The sequence below is a fragment of the Vulcanisaeta distributa JCM 11217 genome (assembly GCF_001316005.1).
Classification (GTDB): Archaea; Thermoproteota; Thermoprotei; order Thermoproteales; family Thermocladiaceae; genus Vulcanisaeta; species Vulcanisaeta distributa_B.
In genome coordinates this window covers 1-18,455 of record NZ_BBBJ01000007.1, presented here as the reverse complement: position 1 = coordinate 18,455, position 18,455 = coordinate 1, and the positions used below count along the sequence as shown (strand labels likewise).

The following is an 18,455-nucleotide window of genomic DNA, read 5'->3' as shown; positions in this document are numbered from 1 at the left end:
CCCAATGGATTAAATGACATGACTCTATCCTGGCTGATAATATTGAAAAGAGTTTGCTTGCTCGTGAAGCCACATAGAACTTCACGTTGTTTTTCGGATAAGCAGGCTTAATTTGATATCTAAATAGATATTACTAGTATGTCATCATTGGGAGAACACATTGATAAGTTAGTGAAGAAGAAGGTGGAGGATTCGGGAAGTGGTGCTGGTGCATTAATAGCCGCGATTAGATTATTGAATAGAGGCATTGTTAGATGGGCGCTCAGGGTATTGACTAAGGAGGTGGAGTTCAATGGTGAGAGGAAGCCATTGATGGAGTGGGTATTGGCAAAGTATGCTGGTGAATCCCAGTGCCCAACGGTGGCTCACTTCGTGGCTCCATTCTTTGAGATGGGCATGAAGCTTGCCACGGCTTGGCTGCACGCGGATGAGGAGCCAATTAAGCAGTTGCTTAGTGATCCAGCGATTAGGAGGGGCATAGTCACTACATTGAGAGGCATAGCCCTATTCGGTGTTACGACACCGCAGAAGCTCCCCCCCGCCCCCCCATTCTTCATAGTGTGGAACTTCACAAACGCCTGCAACCTAAGGTGCATTCATTGTTACCAAAACGCCGGTAAACCACTGCCCAATGAGTTAACGCTTGATGAGAAGCTTAGGGTTGTTAAGGAGCTTGATGAGGCCGGAGTACCGGCCATCGCATTATCTGGTGGTGAGCCAACGGTTCACAGAGACTTCTGGCCTGTTTTGGCGAGATAGGTAGAAGGGGTTTTTACCCGGCCATTGCGACTAATGGAACGACGTTTGCAAATCTCGAATTTGCGGAGAAGGCTAAGAAGCTTGGACTTAGGTATGTCGAGATAAGCATTGACGCTGCTGATCCCAATGTTCATGATAAGTTTAGGGGGGGTGTACCAGGTGCATGGGCTAAGGCGGTGCAGGGGGGGCTTAGGAATGCCGTTAAGCTTGGCTTTAGTGCGGCGTTAGCATTCACGGTGACCAAGTACAATATTCATGAGGTTGACAAGATACTTGACCTGGCCCAGGAGATTGGCGTTAAGAGAGTTGTGTTCTTCAACTTCGTTCCAGTAGGTAGGGGCCGTGAGAACCTGGAGATTGACCTGTCACCCGAGGAGAGGGAGGAGTTCCTTAGGCATATTTATAAGGAGATGAGGAGGAGGAAGATGGAGATCATAAGCACGGCTCCTCAGTACGGCAGGGTAGTTAATCAGTTAAGCGGTGGTGAGGATGTTTCACCAACACATTTCGTAATTGCCAATGATCCAATAACTAGGGAGTTGACGGAGTTCATCGGTGGTTGTGGCGCTGGCCGTGTTTATGCAGCAATCGAACCTGAGGGTACGCTAACGCCATGCGTATTCCTGCCATACCCAGTGGGTAACCTAAGGACTAAGTCCTTCTGGGATATTTGGATGGATCCATTCATGGAGAACTTCAGGGATAGGGATAGCTTGAGGGATTCTGCGGTAAATGCCCGTATAAGCTGATCTGCGGTGGCTGTAGGGCCAGGGCGTATAACTACTTCGGTGACGTACTCGCTCCAGACCCGGGCTGTATATATAACTCGGCCGAGTGGAGGAAGCTGCAGGAGGATATACTGAGGATTAAGGTGAAGGTATCACCGTTAGCCTTCAAGTGAGGTGATGAAAATGAAAGTCTTACTCGCAGTCCCTCCAGGAATTGATAAGTTAGAACTGTATAAGGTACTTGGCCTTAAGGCACCGCCACTTGGCCTTGCCTGGATCGCGGCCGTACTCGAGAGGGCTGGACATAAGGTTAGGATAATTGACTCACCAACTGAGGGCATTGATCTGAGGACATTCATGAGCGAGGTTAAGTCCTGGCAGCCAGATGTTGTTGGTATAACAGCAATAACGCCAACTGTTTATAAGGCCTATGAAACAGCTAAGGCGATTAAGGAGTATGATAGGGACATACCGATTATAATGGGTGGCCCCCCACGTAACCTTCATGTATGAGGAGGCGTTGAACAATAACGTTGATGTTATTGTTAGGGGCGAGGGTGAGTATACAACGCTTGAGCTCATAAACACGATGGAGAAGTACGGGTTAGACCCAGCGCGGTTAAGGTCAATAAAGGGTTTAGCATTTAAGGATGGTGACCAAGTGATTAAGACTCCCGATAGGCCGCCAATTAGGAATCTTGATGAATTACCACCGCCGGCCCGCCACTTATTGCCCATGGATAAATACACGCTATTTGGTAAGCCAATTAAGATAGTCCATGTTATGGCGAGTAGGGGATGCCCATACGGCTGCTCCTTTTGCTCAACATCATACTTCTGGGGCAGGATGGTTAGGTATAGGTCGGCTAAGGCCGTGCTGATGAGATTGAGGATGCCGTGAATACGTATAAGACGAACATAATCGTATTCACCGATGATGAGTTCACACTCGGTAAGAGGTTTGTGTATGAATTCCTCAGGGAACTTGAGGAGAGAAAGCTTGATATAAACTTCTCCTGTGGTTCTAGGGTTGACACAATAGATAGGGAGATGATGACTGCGCTAAAGAACCATGGGTGCACCGCGCTATACTTTGGCGTTGAGTCTGGGAGCAGGACACGATTAATAGGATTGGTAAAAGGATAACCCTTGAGCAGGCGGTTAGGGTGTTTCAGTGGGCTAAGGAGATTAAGATAGACCACGTGGGTTCCTTCGTGATAGGATTCCCATGGGAGTCAATAGATGACATGAAGAACACAGTCAAGTTCGCCATGAAGCTAAACCCAACATATGCGCAGTTCACAGTCGCCACGCCATACCCAGGCACACCACTTTATTACCAAGCACTTAATGATAACCTTATTGAGGATTGGAATTGGGAGCATTGGACAACGCTTAAAGCCGTTATGAGGGGGGGTTACAAATTCACTAAGGAGCAGGCCCAGAAAATGCTTCAGTGGGCTTACGTGAAGTACTACAGTAGACTTGGCTTCCTAATCCATGAGTTGGTACATGGTAGGTTGGGTACGATAATGTCCGCGATAAAGAACTCCCTGGTTCCTTGGTTCACAGAGAAATTACTTAGACGTAGTGAGTAATTAAGCCGTGGTACTGAGGATCTCCCTCAAAATCAATAGGCTTCTTCTACCAGGCAATGTGGCATTGATAAAGGAGTCCCTATCCAAATTAACGCCCCACTTACTAACTATCTCAAGGACCTTATCAAGGTCATCGCCAAAGGTACCATTCTCAACATAATTATGCACCATATTCAACGCGCTATACACGGTATCTAAGCCATAAACCCTTGCCAGCCAAATGAGGACGTCAGGCACATTAAGGACGACTATGTTCTTATCACTCAACCTAATGATTAGTCTCATATATAACGTGGTGACATTATTCACAGTAACGCATTGAACCTTGTTGCAATCGCTATCACTCACGATGAAGCTGCTATGGACCTTAATATTGCCGGTACTAAACTCAATGGCCAATGACGCACTTAACCTGCCGAATCTAAAAATCTCAATCTCATTACCAATCCTCTCCACAATCCTCCTCATGCGCCTAAAGAACTTATGAACATCATTCCTGTCACAATTCCTAACGGTAAGCGGTGTTGTTGCCAGTACGGGTAGGTCCATGCAGTTAAGGCCAAGGTTCCTGCATAACTCAGTCCTTTTATAAAGTATGAATAGTATTAGGTGAAGCGTGTCCAGGTACTTAATTGGGCATTCATTAATTGGGACTTCCCTAAAATCCATAGATATACCACCAATTCACTGATTATTCACTTAAAAATCTATTGATTTACACGGGTGTAGATTTATACGCGTAAATTACTGCTTCTTAGCCGCAGCCTTCTTCTCGGTCTTCCTCTTCTTCATCTCCTCACGTATCTTCTTAGCCTCCTCCTTCGGCATGTTCCTGAGCTTGATATAGAGTGGTTCGACATTCTCGCCTATGTTTGGATCGTCATAAACGTGAGCCTCAATGACGCTCCTATGCCTACCATACTCGGTGACAACCCTAACAACGTATACCTGCTTAACATCAACACCCATGGCCTTGGCAATCTCCTCACGTAATTGAACCCTACTTGGTGTTGGTAAGCCCACGTGCCAAGCCTCGGCGGTGACTTCCTTACGGCCAATAACCTTATTCTCCCTAATGTTGAGTAGCTTAAATACGAGCTTACCTGCCTCAACGCCCTCCGGTAATTTCGGCATTGGTATTGACATCAGTCTTGACGTTGAGAAACCCCCCCTTAATAAGTATTATTTGTTACCTATGGGATTATAGGACTTCGATTGCGTACATGCCGGCCTTAGTAATGCCAAGTCTCTTGGCTATGCAGGACTCCTCGGGCTTAAGTATTATTATTAGGCCCATCCAATCCTTCGTGAAGTCGGTACCACCGCACACTGGGCACTTATCAACATCCTCAGGCACCACTGCCTTACAATTCCTACAAGCCTTATAACCAGGCAATGGACTACGCCTAACCGGCCTCCTACCTCTCGCACTCATTACACGTGTTGCGCGGGTTTACTTTAATAAACTTATCCAGGCATTACGCTCGGTAATGAACGAGACGATGAACAAATTAATCAAAATCTTCGATAACATGAAGGACGAGTTAGAGAGCGTGGGCTGGTATCCCGCTGATGCCTATTCAACTAAGTGGTGGGGGGGTGGTGCAGAGACGCCCGATGAGGTCGTAATCACAGCAATACTCGTTCAACAAACCCGTTGGGACGTAGTTCATGAGGTCCTTAATAGGCTCAGAAAACTTGGTTTAAACACTCTTGAGGGTATTGCTAATGCCGACCCTAATTACCTGGCTGAGATAATTAAGGGAGTTAATTACAGGTTCACAAAGGCTCAAAGGCTCGTTAAGCTTGCCCGCAACATTACGGTGATTGGCGGTTTAGAAAGGCTGAGGCTTAGGGTGATGTCAGGGATTTCCTGCTTAACCAGGATGGTATTGGTAGGGAGACTGCGGACTCGATAATGCTCTTCGCCCTGAACATACCAACAATGCCTATTTCACAGTATACGAAGCGAGTTCTCAGTAGGGTATTGGGCGTTAACCCTGGTGATGATTATGATTCCTGGAAGGAAACACTTGAGAAGTTAATACCCAGGGACTTATACACCTATAAGTTGGTACATGCCTCCGTGGTCACCATCGGTAAGAAGTACTGCTTAGTCGATAACCCACTTTGCGATAAATGCCCGTTAAGAAGTATATGCCTACACGCCAACAGTAGGAAGTAACCATTAATCATTCCTAGTTAATGCAATCATTAATTGCTCAAGCCCATGCTCAACATCATCAACACCAAGCAATTCCCTCTCCGGCGACAAATCACCCGCGGCATACCGCTCAAGGTACCTCCGATTAATTATCACGAAGTTTGGACCCCCCCACTTATACAGCCTTAGAATCTCCATGGCATCATCCATAAAGCCCATTATGTATAAAGCAGCTGCTACTGCCTCAATCGTACTTAAGATGTAGGGCTTACCGTAGTGGGTCGGGTTAGCCGCTATGAGCAGTGGCAGCCTCCTCCTAATGAAGTGGCCCTTAACGAACTTAGCATGGACATCCACTGCCCTTTTCCATGAGCAATCAATTAATGATAAACCCCCCCTTGACATGGCAGTATCCCTATCGCTGGGTGTTAATGGCGTTTTGGCGGTTGGGTCAAGTATTATTGAGCCGCTCGGTAGCGCCCTAATACTATCTACTAAATACACAAGCCCAAACCTAGCCAGCTTAATAGCCGTGTTCTTCCTTGGATCGTCCTGCGGCAATCTATAGATGAATATCCTAGGCGCCATATACCTTAATAACATTAATAACTTAATACTTTAATAACCAATCCCCCCCAATTACTGAAGTTAATGAGTAAATTGCCTCATTATCGGGAAGGTCTCCGTGCAGTGACCGGTTCTGGCGAGTACATTGATGATATACCCACACCGCCAGGCACGCTCTACATGGCGATCTACAGGAGCCCCCCCTACGCCCATGCCCGAATACTCAAGGTTGACTTAAGCGGGGTCTTTGAGCATGGAGGCATTGCCTACGGGCCAAGCGACTTGGCTAAGGTAATACCAAACCCATTCCCACTGGCTGTGGATGCGCCGATCAAGTATTATCCATTTGCCCGGGATAAGGCCAGGTTCGTTGGTGAGCCAATAGCCGTGGTCCTCGCCGATGACCCCCCCTATAAGGCGATTGACTTACTTGATTATGTCCAGGTTGATTTCGAGCCATTAAAGCCCGTGCTCACCTTTGATGATGCGTTGAAGGGTGATGTACTAGTTCATGAGGAGCTTAAGTCGAACGTGGCCATGTATAGGCATATGAAGTTTGGGCCTGTGGATAAGGTGTTCTCTGAGGCTCCGGTCGTTATAAAGCGTGAGTTCTACTATCAAAAGCACAATGCAATGCCCCTGGAGACCTACGGAGTCCTTGCACATTATACTGGTGGTGAACTGAATGTCTGGGCTAATGCTCAAGGGCCGTTATTGATAACTTACTTTGTAACGAGAGCTCTAGGCTTACCAACGGGTAGTCTTAGGCTCTTTGGCCCTAGGGACGTTGGTGGTAGCTTCGGCTCTAAGTACTCACTTTATCCATACATAACACTAGCCGCTGCGGCGTCAATACTTAGTGGCAGACCTGTTAAGTGGGTTGAGAGTAGGACTGAGCACCTCGTGGGCAGCAACTCAGGTGGTGCTAGGAAGGGTGTTGTGGAGGTTGCGGCGACTAGGGATGGCGTGATTCAGGGACTTAGGTATAGGTTTTATGAGGATGTTGGTGCGTATCCAAGGCCGCCTGATCCTGGCGTTCTATTTAGGGTTCACGGTAACATGAACGGTGCATATGATGTTAGGGCCATCGATGTTGAGGATTACGTAGTAATAACGAATAAGTTACCAACAGGCCTTAACAGGGCTTATGGCGGCCCACCATTCTATTACATGCTTGAGGTTGCCGTTAATGAATTAGCCCGTGAACTTGGTATAGACCCACTCGAGCTTAGGATCAAGAACCTAATTAGGGAGTTCCCGAAGAAGATTGGTGATGAGTACTTCTACGAGACGGTCACAGGCGGCCTATACCCAAGGCAGGACTATGAGAGGGTCGTTAGGGCTATAGAACCTGAGTATAGGCGTTGGCTTGAGGAGAGGAGGAAGAACCCAAACATTGGTGTTGGTATTGCAGTCCTCGTGGAGCCGGCAGGCACGAATTTAGGCTACACAGATTTAGCAATCGAGCCAAGCAAGCGTAAATACCCGCACTCGGGCTCTGGTTCCTATGTAACAATCAGCCTCGACATGAGTGGGTACATTAGGGTTTTCGTTAATGGCACCAACGAGGGGGGGCTTGGTCACGAAACAACGCTCGCCGAGGTCGTCGCCTCGGAACTGGGTGTCGACCCCCTCAGTAATAATTGTTGAGAATAGGGTTGATACGACAAGGACGTGGGCGCTATCAGATGGTTCATATTCATCCAGGTTCGCCCCCCCAATAGTAGTTAGTGCTGCGATACTTGCCGCGAGACAATTGAGGGAGAAGTTGACGAGAATAGCCATGGCGATGCTTGGCACGGATAAGGTTGGTTATGAGAATGGTCAGTTCTATGACATAAACAACCCAAGTAGGAGGATCGACATTAGGAGAATGGCATCATCAGTTAATTGGGACCCAGGCTCATTACCAGAGGGCTTGGATGCGTCATTGAGCGCTACCGTGTTTTATCAACCGCCAACGGTTAAGGCGGCAGAGGGTGATAAAATAAACTCATCAGCCACATACGCAATACAGGCGCAACTTGCCGTTATAGAGCTCGACCCAAACACGTATGACATTAAGGTTAAGAAGTACGTGATAGCCCATGACGCTGGTAGGATACTCAAGAGGGAGTTCGTTGATGGACAATTAATGGGTGGTTTAATGCATGGACTCGCCCTCACGCTTTATGAGGAGTTGATGTATGATGATCAGGGTAATCCATTAACGACGAGTCTCGATATCTATGAAACACCAACGCTGGCTGAGGCTGTGGGTATGGAGGTGGAGTTCATACACTTTGAAACACCCACGAAGCATCTAGTCTCTGGGCTCATGGTGTTGGTGAGGGAGCCATGATGGGTGTGCCTGCGGCGATAGTCAATGCCCTGGCCTCAATAATTGGTAAAGCAGTAACAGACCTGCCACTGAGGCCTTATAAGATAATGAGGGCTGTCGAGGGGTGATGGGCATGGCTTACGCCCTTGGTATTCCCAGGGGATTTAAGTACGTTAGGGCTTCAACAGTCGATGAGGCGTTGAAGCTGCTCAATGAATATGGTGGTGATGCTAAGGTGCTCGCTGGTGGCATGAGTTTAATGCCTATGCTTAAGCTTAGGATGACTGAGGTTAAGTATTTAATTGACATACTTGGCATTAATGACCTTAGGTACGTCAAGGTTGAGGGCAATTACCTAAGGATTGGCGCATTGGTTACGCATAACGACATTGCAATGAACAAGCTCATTAACGACAATGCAAAGGTATTAAGTGAGTCTGCATGGCATATAGCAGATATTCAGGTTAGGAATCTCGGCACGATAGGTGGTAGCCTAGCTCATGCAGATCCAGCGGCTAATTACTACCCAGCTCTGATAGCCCTGGATGCTGAGGTCATGATTAGGGGGGGAATCGGTACTGAGAGGACTGTTAAGGTTTCAGAACTCTATAAGGGACCATACACCACTGACCTAAAGCCTAATGAATTAATCACGGAGGTCAGGATACCACTCAGCGGCTTTAGGGGGGCGTTTATGAATTCTTTAGGAGGGGGGGTGGTGCGTCATTCCCGAGTGTTATCATAGCCGTCACCTATCAGGAAAAGGATGGGGGTCATAACAGACTCCAGGATAGCCATTGGCGCCGTTTACCCAGAGCCCGTGTTAGTGAGCGGCCACTTAAATGGGCTTGGGATTAAGGAGGTTGGAACTAGGGTCAATGATATTGTGAATTCCATATTCTCATCAATTGACGCCAAGCCCCTTGAGGATACCCACGCACCTGGTGATTACAAGGTCAAGGTGGCCAGGAACTTACTAACCAAGGCCTTGACCGAGATAGCCAGTGGTTCGGTGCAGTACATTAAGGCTCCTGTTAAGGACGAGTTAATTAAGTGGGAGTTCAGGGATGGTGTTGAGTATGTGGGGGGGGACTTGGTTAGGGTTAGGGTTAACGTCAATGGGCAGTGGATTGAGGACTTGGTTGAGCCAAGACTATTGCTTCTCGACTTCCTAAGGAGACATGGATTTAGGGAGGTTAGGAGGGGCTGTGATGAGGGTAAGTGTGGTGCATGCACTGTGCTTGTTGATGGTAGAGCCGTCAAGTCATGCATGGTACCTGTGGTCAGGGTCTCAGGGCACTCAGTAACAACAATAAGGGGGGGCTTGAGTAAGGGCATGGAACTACACCCAATACAGAGGGCATTCCTTGAGGAGTACGCAATGCAGTGTGGTTATTGTACACACGGCTTCATGATGGTGACCCAGGACTACCTCACCAACATAGACCCAACGGCTAATGATGACCTACTGAAACTAAGCATCAAGAATATCTGCCGCTGCACAGGCTACATAAACATAATCAAGGCCATTAAGAAAGCCGCCAAATACCTACAATCTTAACAATTACGTCATTAGCGTTAACCAGATGTATTGATACTACTTGACTCACTGCTTGAAGTGCTCATTAATGCCCTCGCCTTAGTTATGAAGGATTTAATTAATACCATGGCTGTTTCATCATTTGGTATCTTACTCCTAATGCCTTCCGGGTCTGGACCGTTGTATCGATACTCATGTAATTGTAGGGCCATGGCCGTTAACTCGGCCACGCCTGGGACTATCCTCTCAATCTCCGCACCTAGCTCAGTCATTCTATTAGTCGGTAATACTGCGGCTATCCACTCATAGAGCGGTATAGCGGCATTTCCAACACGTTTATTCCCGCGATACTTTTCCTGAAGTAAATTCACATTCCTTAACGCTAAGTATGAGAGGAACGCCTTCCATGCCTGGAACACCTTACCCGCAGCGTTCCTGACAAGGCCTTCCCTTAAGAAAACCTCCGCCACATCAAGTTCCTTAATGGCCTCCTCAAGTCTTTCCTTAGCCAGTGTCTCAGTATTCAACCTTCTCATATGAACCTCCATATTTTAAGCACACGATACTAATCAATATAAAACTAAGTCTCCAATGATTCTAATCTGTTAATGTTGACTTAATAGACATTAAGGGCCAGTGTAAGTATATAAGTTGGTTTAGTTTTCTCTTTCAATCTATTTTGATACTAAATTAACAACATCAATATGATAGTTTATATCGTCAAAAGCATCATCCTAAAGTATTAAATACCTTGCTGTAAATCTCTTTAGTAATGAGTGCTACCGTAAATTCAACAGCAACGCAGACCGAGGTATTTGGCTTTATACCACAGGGTGTTTTTTACACAGTACTAGCTGCCGTGGTTATAATAATCGTTGGTTACGTGGTTGGGAGACTCGTGGAGATACTAATTAAGAAGATATCATATACTACGGGCCTCGATGCCTTCTTTAGGAAGACCTCAGTTGGTCGTGCACTACTTAGGAGTGGTTATACGGCCGGTGACTTCCTGGGCTTATTCGTTAAGTGGGTCATTTACATAGCCGCAATCTTCTACGCACTCCTTGAATTATCCTACGCGAGTCCAAACCTCGCCTTTCTATACGACACATCGAAGAGCGTATTGTCGTATCTGCCGTACTTAGTATCTGGCGTTATTATATTAATCATTGGTTTGATAATGGTGGATTGGATAAGTGATTATTTTAAACGTAGTTATCCTGCGAATGACCAATACGCACAGACGTTACTTAATTTCGTTGGCGACGCATTTAGGTTCATACTCTATTACATGGTCATAACAATAGCGTTGAGCGTCATGAAGGTTAATGTCACGATACTTTACATCTTTGCCCAAGGACTCGCCTGGGCTGTGGCCATTGGACTTGGGGGGGTTGCCATAGGCCTTGTACTGGCGGTTCCACTGAGGGAGCCGTTAAGGAGGTTCCTGGAGCGTGAGTGGGGTCAGTCAGGAAGTAGGGGGGGTGAAAGGAGGGGGGGTGATGGCGGTGGCTAAGCCTGTCATTGGCGTTATAATGTATCAAACGAGCAATTCCAAGGGGGGGCAGGAGTTGGTTGCTCAGAGGATGGTTAAGTGGTTTCTTAGGCTTGGTTATGAGGCTTACCTAATAACGAGTATTTACCATGACGGTAATGAGGTCGTTAGGAGGAGAGTTGTTGAGACGTCACTGGAGGGCTACGTATTTCAGGAGAAGGACCCCACCATTGGGTTACCCACCATTAGGTTGACAGTTACATAGCCAAGTGGCCTCCTAGGAGAATCATGTTCAAGAACTTCGTTGATGTGCTCAGGAGGATTGGCGATGATTTTAACGTGAACTCCTTGATAACTCATTCCACGCTTTGGAATGGACCTGAGGATGCGGCTAAGTACGTGATGTGGAGGAGGATGTTGACAACGTTTGGTCTTGAGGGTGGTAACGTGTTCTTTGGTCACATGAGCCATTATCAACCGCCAGACCCAACGAGGTATGACGTAGTCGAGAGAACGTATAGGCTCGCCTGGAACCACATGGCGTTTCCCGAGATATTTAAGGCTGCGAACCTTGTCCTTTGCGTAACGCCACTTGAGGGTGAGGAAATGATTAGGATGGGTGCAAGGCCTGAGCAAATTTACGTATTCCCGGGAGGTATCGATGATGATGAGGTGGCTGATTTGAATGCTGTTGATTCGAGCGACTTCAGGGTTAAGTATAGGATTCCCGATGACGCTAAGATAGTGGCTTACCTGGGCACTATTGAGGAGAGGAAGAACCCACTGGCCGTTGTCAGGGTTGCCAGGATGCTTAGGCATAGGCGTGACGTGCACTTCGTCATTGCCGGCAAGCCTGGCGATCAATGGGATGAGGTGGTCAATGAGACTAGGGGGGGCTTGAGTAATGTGACATTGACTGGGGGGGAGTTGAGTGTTGAGGATAAGAAGAAGTTGATTAAGGAGGCCTACGTGAACATAATAATGAGTAAGATGGAGGCCCTTGGCTTGACGCAGTTGGAGTTTATGTATGGTGGCGTGCCCGTAATAACCTCCGCCGTTTATGGACAGAAGTGGGTCGTTAGGGATGGGGGGGTAGATGGTATACACGTTAATGGACCGGAGGATATCGAGGGTGCCGCCAAAGCCGTGGAGAGACTCCTTGATCATCCTGAGGAGAGGGATAGGATGGGTAGGAATGCCAGGGAGAGAGCCTCGCAATTATTAATGAGTAAGCTCGTTAAGGAACTTGCCGTTAAAATCGAGGAATACCTACGTTAGGGATCAAGCAGTGTGTTGTTGAATTGATCGATTATTGAGTAGACAATCCAAGCCATCTCTATGGACCATAAGAAGTAGATCAGTGGCGTTATATTTACGGTAACCCCATAGGCCGTGATTGTACTCGGTATTGAGAGGAATATCGCCGTTATCAACGTAGCCTCACCAAGGATTACTGGGTAGGCAAGTACGTGACCCGCCAGTAAACCGCGTAAAAACGCCAGCAATGCGAAGGCCGCGATTAGCGTGATGTACTCCGTGGTTATTGCCGTGAATGAAAAGGGCAGGTGCGCCATGTATGAGCTAAGTAATGAGTACAATATCAACATTAGGATTAGGAGTAGTACGTCGGTAACGGCATTAACCACGCCACTTATTAATCTATCCCTGATCCTCATGATGGGGGGTCACCGTACTGGTGACGTTGGCAATACCAGGTATTGACACGGTTATGTTTATTGGTACGTTAAGTGACGTTATTGGCATTACGACCTCTCCAAAACCATAGGGCTCAACATAAACACTCCTTGAAAGGCCTCCCTGCGATATGGTTATCACCAATGGTAATGGCAATGGGTTACGCACCGTGAAGTTTAGGTAATACCCAGTACCTGACTGATAAATGCTGGCGCTAACGTACCTACTTAAATTCCCCCCCGTCGTTAATGCTGAAATGCCGAGTACAATCAATGTAATCACCAGTGAGAGTATTGCCAACGCAATAGCAACCCTCACAAAAGCCAGTATTTTGATTAAGTAATAAGTCTTAACGCCTTAGTAATTTAGGAACGCTGGATTAATTAAGTATTTACAGAAAAACTTATTTACTCCTTTAAGTCAATAAGGAAGGTATGGGCAAGATAAAGACTAGTATCTATATCGATGAGGAATTATGGAGAGAGTTTAAGAGACATGCTGCGGAGCAGGGTTTAGACGCTAGCGAATTGCTGGAGGAATTGATTAAAGAGGAGCTGATGATTGAGCTTAATACACTAATACCCGAGGAGACCAATCCAGAGCTTGATTTTGAACCGATTAAGCAGGGAGCCAGTGAGTGGTCTCGTGAGGGAGATGAGGGATGAAAGAGAGAGTGATTTATCTGGACAGTAGTGCCATAGTAAAGAGGTACATTTCTGAACCCGGCAGTGATTATGTAAAATCACTTTATTTAAGTTCCTATACGGGTAGTGTAAAATTAGCATTCAATGCATGGAACATAGGAGAGGTATTAGGGGGTCCTTGATAGGGCAAGAATGAGGAAGTTAATAACTGATAATGAGTATGAAACCGCTAAGCTACGATTCATGAGAGAAACCTTAAGACTAGTTAAATTAGGCGTACTTATGATTATACCAATTAAGTTATCAATACTAAGGAGCACGTGGTCAATAATTGAGAAATATCACATTTACCAAGCCGATGCTGTACAAGTAGCATCAGCAAAGTTTATAGGCGCTAATGAGGTTGTCACGGCTGATAGGAAATTGTACCAGGTGTTGATTAATGAGGGGGGGCTGAATGCTAAATATATCGGCTAGCCCATTATAACGCTTGTAGGCCCCCCCTCGTTATGAGTATTGCACCTGCCCAGGCGATTACGGCTATGAAGCTACCTTATACGTGACCACGGCCAATACGTAAAGCACGCTCGTAAGTGAGATCGGCTGTGGTATAGAGATGCTCCGGATTAATTCTATATACGCGAGCGCCGAGGCCACTAACAACAGGGCGACACCAATACCAATGAGTGTAAGGCCGATCTTACGCTTCGTGGTGCTTGATGACATACGATAGTTAGTACGTAATCCCCCCCTTTTAATGCATAACCTAGATGTCAACCACGAACGTGAGTCTCCAATAGTTATTGGCCTTCTTAATCTCCATCATGTTGTAGGTCATCGCCTTAACTATTAGGCCCCCTATAACCATGCTTATTAATGTCAAAGTGCTCACCACCGACGGTAGCTCTAATCCTGTATGGTCCATTACCCTCAATACTAACCTCCCTGAAATAGTCGCCGTAGGCGAACTTCCTGCCATCGAATAGGTATATGAACTCATCAATCCAATTAAACAATAATTGCTCAAGATCCTCGCCCTCCACGTTAACCTCTACGAACTCCCTCGGCTCAACCCTATCAACGTAATAAGTAAGGTCAGCAACCCCCCCAAGTGCGGCATTCTTAAAGGCCTCCTCAAGCGTGCATCCGTAGGCTATCACGCGACGTCGGCCGTGTGTTCCCCATACTCATACCTGGCGGGTAATTGGCACTGCATTAGGATACCACTATCAAACCCCTTTAACAATCTTACGTGTTGTTAACCCGCAAGATTAACTTTTAAGTGTGCCGGTAATTCATTAATGTGCATCGTTATATTCATGTTATTGATGCATTGGTTAGGTTCTTCGTTAGGGATATTAGCTCATTTTAGGTTATTAATCATAATGCTGCAATATCATAATCATTATTAACAACGTATGAATTACTTAATGAACATACTCAATGCATAAGCGTGTTCATTAATTACTGCTGTAGCCCCATACTCAGAGACCATTATTAATGATGTGGTTTACTTCATAAAACTTCATAACACACTTAATAATCACCGCCATAATCATTGTCTTTCTCGTAACATCGGTATTCATGATTAATGGACTTATAAGAAGTTTTGAGGGATGATTTCGGGCTATGAATAGAGCATGACGCTTTCCCTGGCTATGGCAGCATCGACGCCGAGGGTTAAGAAGGATAGCCCTACCATGCTTATCATGGCAATTAGATATTGCAATAGCTTATTGAATCAGCGGTATGAGCTTGATCGGTAGGATTACGTAAACCAGGACGAATACGTAGGTAATGACTGTGTATAGGTATCCAAAGACCACGCCACTAATTAGGGACTTCTTTATACAGTGACATTACTAGGCTTAGGTCAGGATGTAATATTTAACGATTACCAATAATACGCCTGATCCTAACTAAAGACCTATAAGGGATGCGCATGATATAGGCATTGAATGAGGTATGTAACTGCGGTAGCGCTAGCCCTAATTGTGGCTATGTCAATGCCCAGTGTGGTTTATGCGCAGTCAATAACCGTTAATCCACCGAGTAGTGGTGCATGTTGGGGGGGATTGTGGAATGTAACAGTGCTTTCAAGTCAGTACCTGTTGATTCACGTACTCAGTAATAACTACAGCCTATACATATTCACCCCCAGGTCAATACAGCAGGTGGGTCTCGGGTGAACAGGCCTACGCCATATATTCCCAGAACGTGACGGGCGGCGCAGCTTACGTAATTCCAATGCCGCAGGGCCAATACTCAGTGGTTCTATACCCAGCGCCGTGCGGTGTGGGGGGTTAACGCGGTCGTTAGGGTCATCAACCAGCCCGGGGGGGTTGGCATAACATCCCTAGGTCCAGTAATTACTAATGAGTTGCTGGCCTACGTGAACATTACAGAGTACCAACCTGGCAATCCCATCAACATTGCCCTTGGATCCTTGGTGGTGGATTATCATTATTACGAGATAGCCGAGTACTGGGTCGAGGAGATCCTCAATATTTCTAACGGTAATTCTCTACTGACGATTTACGTAGTCAACATTACAAACAGCGAATCTCAGGTCCTGGGCATGGCGACGATATGGCTAGGGCACGTTGAGATTCCATATGCCCTGTACCTGTCGGTTATGGTTAACATAACTAATGGGAATGCCGTGGTTTGGCTGGGCTATGCCGTGATAGAGAATGGTACTCATTACGGCGAGCCAGGAATTAACTGGGCATATGAGGTGTCGTTAGGCCTTGCCGCCAAGGTTGTCATAATGATGAACCCATACCTAGCCACACCCAGTGGTTATTCCTATGACTCGGAATTAATAATTGGTAATGGACTGAGCAATGCGCAGCCGTTTAACGCCCAGATCGCTCTTCTTTATTGGAATGGTGAATCCTTCATGCCGGTCACAAATATGTACAACTTCGCCATTAACACGAACCTAACATCAACGTACCTAGCACAACCACGTGCGGTGAATTGCCCTGTGTCGTAAATGGTGAGCCAAATTACGGGCAAGTGGACACCTTCAATGCATTGAGTGTTCCAATGACTTATGTGGAGTGGGTGGGTCTGGATGGAGTTGTGCATAGTACGTACATAGTAAACCCCATAAACATATCCTACCCGCAAATTGCGGAACCTGCGCCTGGAGTAATGATGAGGCTCGCCGGCGTATGGGTCATGACCAACGGGGGGGCCCGGAGATTTCTAAACACCACGGGTGTTGAGGTTACGCCATCAAGTGTTCCCAAGGTGGTGATCGTTAGGCCTAGTTACTCCACTTACTACCTAATTTCAATAACAAGCATAGGCCAGATAAGTGTCAATGGGTCGCTAGTTAGTAACTACGCTGGGTGGGTTAGGGCTGGTTCAGTCATTAACATAACTGCCACACCAAATTACCTGGGCAATGGAACTAGGTTACTACCCATTAACGGCTCCTCACTATTAATTACAGTGGATAAGCCAATGAACATAACCATAGGCTGGATTAGGCAGTACTTAATCACCGTGAGCAGTGAATACCCAATCAACGTGAATGGCTCCTTAACAATGAACTATGTTAATTGGGTGACTGCGTGCAGCCGCCTCATTGTGAACGCGGATGCCCACTACCTGGGTAATGACACTAGGTATGTGGTGATTAATGGGACGGGCACATACAAGGTCTGCAGTCCCATGAGCATCACCGTGGATTGGGCAGTTCAGTACTTAGTGGTGGTTACGAGCCCAGTGCCCATCTTGATAAATGGCGTTAAGACCGTGAATTACACAGGATGGCTCACCAACGGAACAAGCCTAGTCATTATCGTACCTAGGTATTACTACCTCGGTAATTCGACGAGGCTTATAATTGAATCCCCCGGTTAATGGTACGGTAATAATCACAGAACCAACCCGCATAAACATAGCTGGATCTCCGCAGTACCTGGTGGTTATTAAGGGTTCATTGCCAGTGATAGTCAATGGAACCAGGACCACGAGCTACACGGGGGGGTGGGTGTGGCCAGGCTCGGTAATCAGGCTGTCAATACCCAGGTACCAGGTGTTGCCTAACCTAACCCTCGCCGTTGTCTCGTCAATCAACGTCAATGGTCGTGAATACCCACTACTGGGCAATATCATACTAGCTATTGACTCGCCAATGTACGTTAACGTGAACTATCGTGATTACTATACGATATACCTAATGATGTTACTCACGGTATTGATGGTGCTATTAATAATGAGGTTTAGAGGTGATGGGCAGGGTAATGACGTGATCACGGTATGAGCATTGCGCAACCACGTTATTGATAAGTTCTAGGACAAATATTTTAAAAGGTGTGTTACTTGATAAAGGGAGTAATTCTTATCCTGCCCAAGGAGGCCCTGCCCTAGCCATGGAATTCCTGGAGAGAATCATTCAAGGCAGTTAGTCTGCAGTTGCTCGTTTCCGTTAGGAGGAAGGCCATTAGGCTTGGCGTTTAGTGGAGAGCCGACTCACTTCGCAGTGACCTCCTCAAGACTGCAATAGCCTACTTAAGGCGTGGGTTTATGTTTAGGTCATTGATTGCCATAGCCATGGTTAGGGACGCGATCATTTAGACACTGACGCAATTCATTAATCAAGAGCACCAGGTTCATGGCACTCACAATATGTTCAAGACCGATTGGTAGGTTATTCATATTTCTCGGGAAGGCTCACTGAGCATTAATCAAGAGAATCAGCAAAAAGCCGGCGCACAATCACACATCATAACCCCCCCTCCCATCATCACCCACCAACCACCCCAACACACCAAAACTAAAAACCAAACCCACCACAGCCAGCGAAAGCCTTAAAAGCACAAAGAATGACCCATAAAACCAGCGGGGTAGGGTAGCCTGGTAGCCTGCGGGCTCATAACCCCCCCGAGAACCCAATTGGGTCGGGAAGTCCCCCCCCGGTTCAAATCCG

28 protein-coding genes and 2 pseudogenes are annotated in these 18,455 nt (G+C 46.7%); 20 read left to right on the top strand and 10 right to left on the bottom strand.

Annotated features, from left to right (window positions below; all coding sequences use genetic code 11):
- The first annotated feature begins 138 nt into the window (after positions 1–138).
- The 6 genes from JCM11217_RS15330 to JCM11217_RS15305 all read left to right on the top strand — a co-directional run bounded on the left by JCM11217_RS15330 (position 139) and on the right by JCM11217_RS15305 (position 3,085).
- The gene (locus JCM11217_RS15330) at positions 139–759 is read left to right on the top strand and encodes a radical SAM protein (protein ID WP_243678803.1); all 621 of its coding nucleotides are present in this window, start codon (positions 139–141) and stop codon (positions 757–759) included.
- Between the two features lie 176 nt (positions 760–935).
- Positions 936–1,508: a radical SAM protein gene (locus JCM11217_RS15325; RefSeq protein ID WP_243678802.1), complete on the top strand. Its 573-nt coding sequence runs from the start codon at positions 936–938 to the stop codon at positions 1,506–1,508.
- A 156-nt stretch (positions 1,509–1,664) separates the two neighbouring features.
- Positions 1,665–2,000 carry a cobalamin B12-binding domain-containing protein gene (locus tag JCM11217_RS15320; protein WP_243678800.1) on the top strand — a complete coding sequence of 112 codons (336 nt, stop codon included), beginning with the start codon at positions 1,665–1,667 and terminating at the stop codon, positions 1,998–2,000.
- The gene (locus JCM11217_RS15315; RefSeq protein ID WP_243678798.1) at positions 1,993–2,388 is read left to right on the top strand and encodes a hypothetical protein; all 396 of its coding nucleotides are present in this window, start codon (positions 1,993–1,995) and stop codon (positions 2,386–2,388) included. The genes JCM11217_RS15320 and JCM11217_RS15315 overlap by 8 nt, the downstream gene beginning before the upstream one ends.
- Positions 2,385–2,633: a hypothetical protein gene (locus JCM11217_RS15310; protein ID WP_243678796.1), complete on the top strand. Its 249-nt coding sequence runs from the start codon at positions 2,385–2,387 to the stop codon at positions 2,631–2,633. The genes JCM11217_RS15315 and JCM11217_RS15310 overlap by 4 nt, the downstream gene beginning before the upstream one ends.
- A gap of 20 nt (positions 2,634–2,653) precedes the next feature.
- The gene (locus tag JCM11217_RS15305) at positions 2,654–3,085 is read left to right on the top strand and encodes a hypothetical protein (RefSeq protein ID WP_243678795.1); all 432 of its coding nucleotides are present in this window, start codon (positions 2,654–2,656) and stop codon (positions 3,083–3,085) included.
- On the opposite strand, the gene JCM11217_RS08130 is transcribed toward JCM11217_RS15305, so the two are convergent.
- The 3 genes from JCM11217_RS08130 to JCM11217_RS08120 form a co-directional block, all read right to left on the bottom strand.
- On the bottom strand, positions 3,086–3,754 hold the full coding sequence (locus JCM11217_RS08130; RefSeq protein WP_054842632.1) for a hypothetical protein: 669 nt from the start codon (positions 3,752–3,754) through the stop codon (positions 3,086–3,088).
- Between the two features lie 75 nt (positions 3,755–3,829).
- Positions 3,830–4,231 (bottom strand): 30S ribosomal protein S24, encoded by a 402-nt coding sequence (locus tag JCM11217_RS08125; RefSeq protein WP_054842631.1) that lies wholly within the window; start codon positions 4,229–4,231, stop codon positions 3,830–3,832.
- A 55-nt stretch (positions 4,232–4,286) separates the two neighbouring features.
- The gene (locus tag JCM11217_RS08120; RefSeq protein ID WP_054842630.1) at positions 4,287–4,520 is read right to left on the bottom strand and encodes a transcription elongation factor subunit Spt4; all 234 of its coding nucleotides are present in this window, start codon (positions 4,518–4,520) and stop codon (positions 4,287–4,289) included.
- A gap of 55 nt (positions 4,521–4,575) precedes the next feature.
- On the opposite strand from JCM11217_RS08120, the gene JCM11217_RS15300 reads away from it, so the two are divergent.
- Both JCM11217_RS15300 and JCM11217_RS15295 read left to right on the top strand, forming a co-directional pair.
- Positions 4,576–5,004 (top strand): hypothetical protein, encoded by a 429-nt coding sequence (locus JCM11217_RS15300; protein ID WP_243678793.1) that lies wholly within the window; start codon positions 4,576–4,578, stop codon positions 5,002–5,004.
- The gene (locus JCM11217_RS15295; protein ID WP_243678792.1) at positions 5,004–5,270 is read left to right on the top strand and encodes a hypothetical protein; all 267 of its coding nucleotides are present in this window, start codon (positions 5,004–5,006) and stop codon (positions 5,268–5,270) included. Before JCM11217_RS15300 ends, JCM11217_RS15295 begins: the two co-directional genes overlap by 1 nt.
- 3 nt (positions 5,271–5,273) lie before the next feature.
- Here the strand turns inward: JCM11217_RS15295 and JCM11217_RS08110 are convergent, their stop codons facing one another.
- Entirely contained in the window at positions 5,274–5,852 is a 579-nt protein-coding gene (locus tag JCM11217_RS08110) for a DUF367 family protein (RefSeq protein WP_243678791.1), read from the bottom strand.
- A 144-nt stretch (positions 5,853–5,996) separates the two neighbouring features.
- Here JCM11217_RS08110 and JCM11217_RS08105 point away from each other — a divergent pair.
- The 3 genes and pseudogenes from JCM11217_RS08105 (at position 5,997) to JCM11217_RS15285 (ending at position 9,697) form a co-directional block, all read left to right on the top strand.
- Positions 5,997–8,157: pseudogene (locus JCM11217_RS08105) on the top strand (xanthine dehydrogenase family protein molybdopterin-binding subunit).
- 106 nt (positions 8,158–8,263) lie between these two features.
- The gene (locus tag JCM11217_RS15290) at positions 8,264–8,881 is read left to right on the top strand and encodes a xanthine dehydrogenase family protein subunit M (protein ID WP_243678789.1); all 618 of its coding nucleotides are present in this window, start codon (positions 8,264–8,266) and stop codon (positions 8,879–8,881) included.
- 21 nt (positions 8,882–8,902) lie between these two features.
- Positions 8,903–9,697 (top strand): 2Fe-2S iron-sulfur cluster-binding protein, encoded by a 795-nt coding sequence (locus tag JCM11217_RS15285; protein ID WP_243678787.1) that lies wholly within the window; start codon positions 8,903–8,905, stop codon positions 9,695–9,697.
- Positions 9,698–9,714: 17 nt separating this feature from the next.
- Here JCM11217_RS15285 and JCM11217_RS08095 read toward each other — a convergent pair whose 3' ends face one another.
- Complete coding sequence (locus JCM11217_RS08095; RefSeq protein ID WP_243678785.1) at positions 9,715–10,212, bottom strand: PaREP1 family protein; 498 nt, start codon at positions 10,210–10,212, stop codon at positions 9,715–9,717.
- Between the two features lie 236 nt (positions 10,213–10,448).
- Between JCM11217_RS08095 and JCM11217_RS08090 the strand changes: the two genes are divergently transcribed.
- From JCM11217_RS08090 to JCM11217_RS08085, 3 genes are read left to right on the top strand one after another with little or no spacing between them, the layout of a single operon-like run.
- On the top strand, positions 10,449–11,192 hold the full coding sequence (locus JCM11217_RS08090; RefSeq protein ID WP_054842628.1) for a hypothetical protein: 744 nt from the start codon (positions 10,449–10,451) through the stop codon (positions 11,190–11,192).
- Positions 11,179–11,436 carry a hypothetical protein gene (locus JCM11217_RS15280; RefSeq protein ID WP_243678784.1) on the top strand — a complete coding sequence of 86 codons (258 nt, stop codon included), beginning with the start codon at positions 11,179–11,181 and terminating at the stop codon, positions 11,434–11,436. Before JCM11217_RS08090 ends, JCM11217_RS15280 begins: the two co-directional genes overlap by 14 nt.
- Positions 11,437–11,459: 23 nt before the next feature.
- Entirely contained in the window at positions 11,460–12,449 is a 990-nt protein-coding gene (locus tag JCM11217_RS08085; protein ID WP_243678782.1) for a glycosyltransferase family 4 protein, read from the top strand.
- Here the strand turns inward: JCM11217_RS08085 and JCM11217_RS08080 are convergent.
- Both JCM11217_RS08080 and JCM11217_RS08075 read right to left on the bottom strand, forming a co-directional pair.
- Positions 12,446–12,847, bottom strand: a complete 402-nt coding sequence (locus JCM11217_RS08080; protein WP_054842627.1) for a hypothetical protein — start codon at positions 12,845–12,847, stop codon at positions 12,446–12,448. The two genes, JCM11217_RS08085 and JCM11217_RS08080, sit on opposite strands and share 4 nt — an antisense overlap.
- Positions 12,831–13,184, bottom strand: a complete 354-nt coding sequence (locus tag JCM11217_RS08075) for a hypothetical protein (protein ID WP_054842626.1) — start codon at positions 13,182–13,184, stop codon at positions 12,831–12,833. Before JCM11217_RS08075 ends, JCM11217_RS08080 begins: the two co-directional genes overlap by 17 nt.
- A gap of 116 nt (positions 13,185–13,300) precedes the next feature.
- Between JCM11217_RS08075 and JCM11217_RS08070 the strand changes: the two genes are divergently transcribed.
- A complete protein-coding gene (locus JCM11217_RS08070; protein WP_243678781.1) occupies positions 13,301–13,531 on the top strand; it encodes a ribbon-helix-helix protein, CopG family in 231 nt (76 codons plus the stop codon).
- A gap of 171 nt (positions 13,532–13,702) precedes the next feature.
- The gene (locus JCM11217_RS15275) at positions 13,703–13,987 is read left to right on the top strand and encodes a type II toxin-antitoxin system VapC family toxin (RefSeq protein ID WP_243678780.1); all 285 of its coding nucleotides are present in this window, start codon (positions 13,703–13,705) and stop codon (positions 13,985–13,987) included.
- A 63-nt stretch (positions 13,988–14,050) separates the two neighbouring features.
- On the opposite strand, the gene JCM11217_RS08060 is transcribed toward JCM11217_RS15275, so the two are convergent.
- Together JCM11217_RS08060 and JCM11217_RS08055 are read right to left on the bottom strand one after the other, a co-directional pair.
- Positions 14,051–14,236 carry a hypothetical protein gene (locus JCM11217_RS08060; RefSeq protein ID WP_243678779.1) on the bottom strand — a complete coding sequence of 62 codons (186 nt, stop codon included), beginning with the start codon at positions 14,234–14,236 and terminating at the stop codon, positions 14,051–14,053.
- A gap of 40 nt (positions 14,237–14,276) precedes the next feature.
- Positions 14,277–14,726 (bottom strand): annotated as a pseudogene (locus JCM11217_RS08055) (archease).
- 742 nt (positions 14,727–15,468) lie between these two features.
- Between JCM11217_RS08055 and JCM11217_RS08050 the strand changes: the two are divergent.
- The 4 genes from JCM11217_RS08050 to JCM11217_RS08035 all read left to right on the top strand — a co-directional run bounded on the left by JCM11217_RS08050 (position 15,469) and on the right by JCM11217_RS08035 (position 17,789).
- Complete coding sequence (locus JCM11217_RS08050) at positions 15,469–15,699, top strand: hypothetical protein (RefSeq protein WP_054842625.1); 231 nt, start codon at positions 15,469–15,471, stop codon at positions 15,697–15,699.
- A gap of 104 nt (positions 15,700–15,803) precedes the next feature.
- Positions 15,804–16,508: a thermopsin family protease gene (locus tag JCM11217_RS08045; RefSeq protein WP_054842624.1), complete on the top strand. Its 705-nt coding sequence runs from the start codon at positions 15,804–15,806 to the stop codon at positions 16,506–16,508.
- Positions 16,509–16,531: 23 nt separating this feature from the next.
- Positions 16,532–17,386 (top strand): hypothetical protein, encoded by an 855-nt coding sequence (locus JCM11217_RS08040; RefSeq protein WP_054842623.1) that lies wholly within the window; start codon positions 16,532–16,534, stop codon positions 17,384–17,386.
- Positions 17,370–17,789, top strand: a complete 420-nt coding sequence (locus tag JCM11217_RS08035; RefSeq protein WP_054842622.1) for a hypothetical protein — start codon at positions 17,370–17,372, stop codon at positions 17,787–17,789. The genes JCM11217_RS08040 and JCM11217_RS08035 overlap by 17 nt, the downstream gene beginning before the upstream one ends.
- 455 nt (positions 17,790–18,244) lie before the next feature.
- Here JCM11217_RS08035 and JCM11217_RS08030 read toward each other — a convergent pair.
- Positions 18,245–18,455 (bottom strand): hypothetical protein (locus tag JCM11217_RS08030; protein WP_243678778.1); only part of this gene is annotated, 211 nt, incomplete at its 5' end.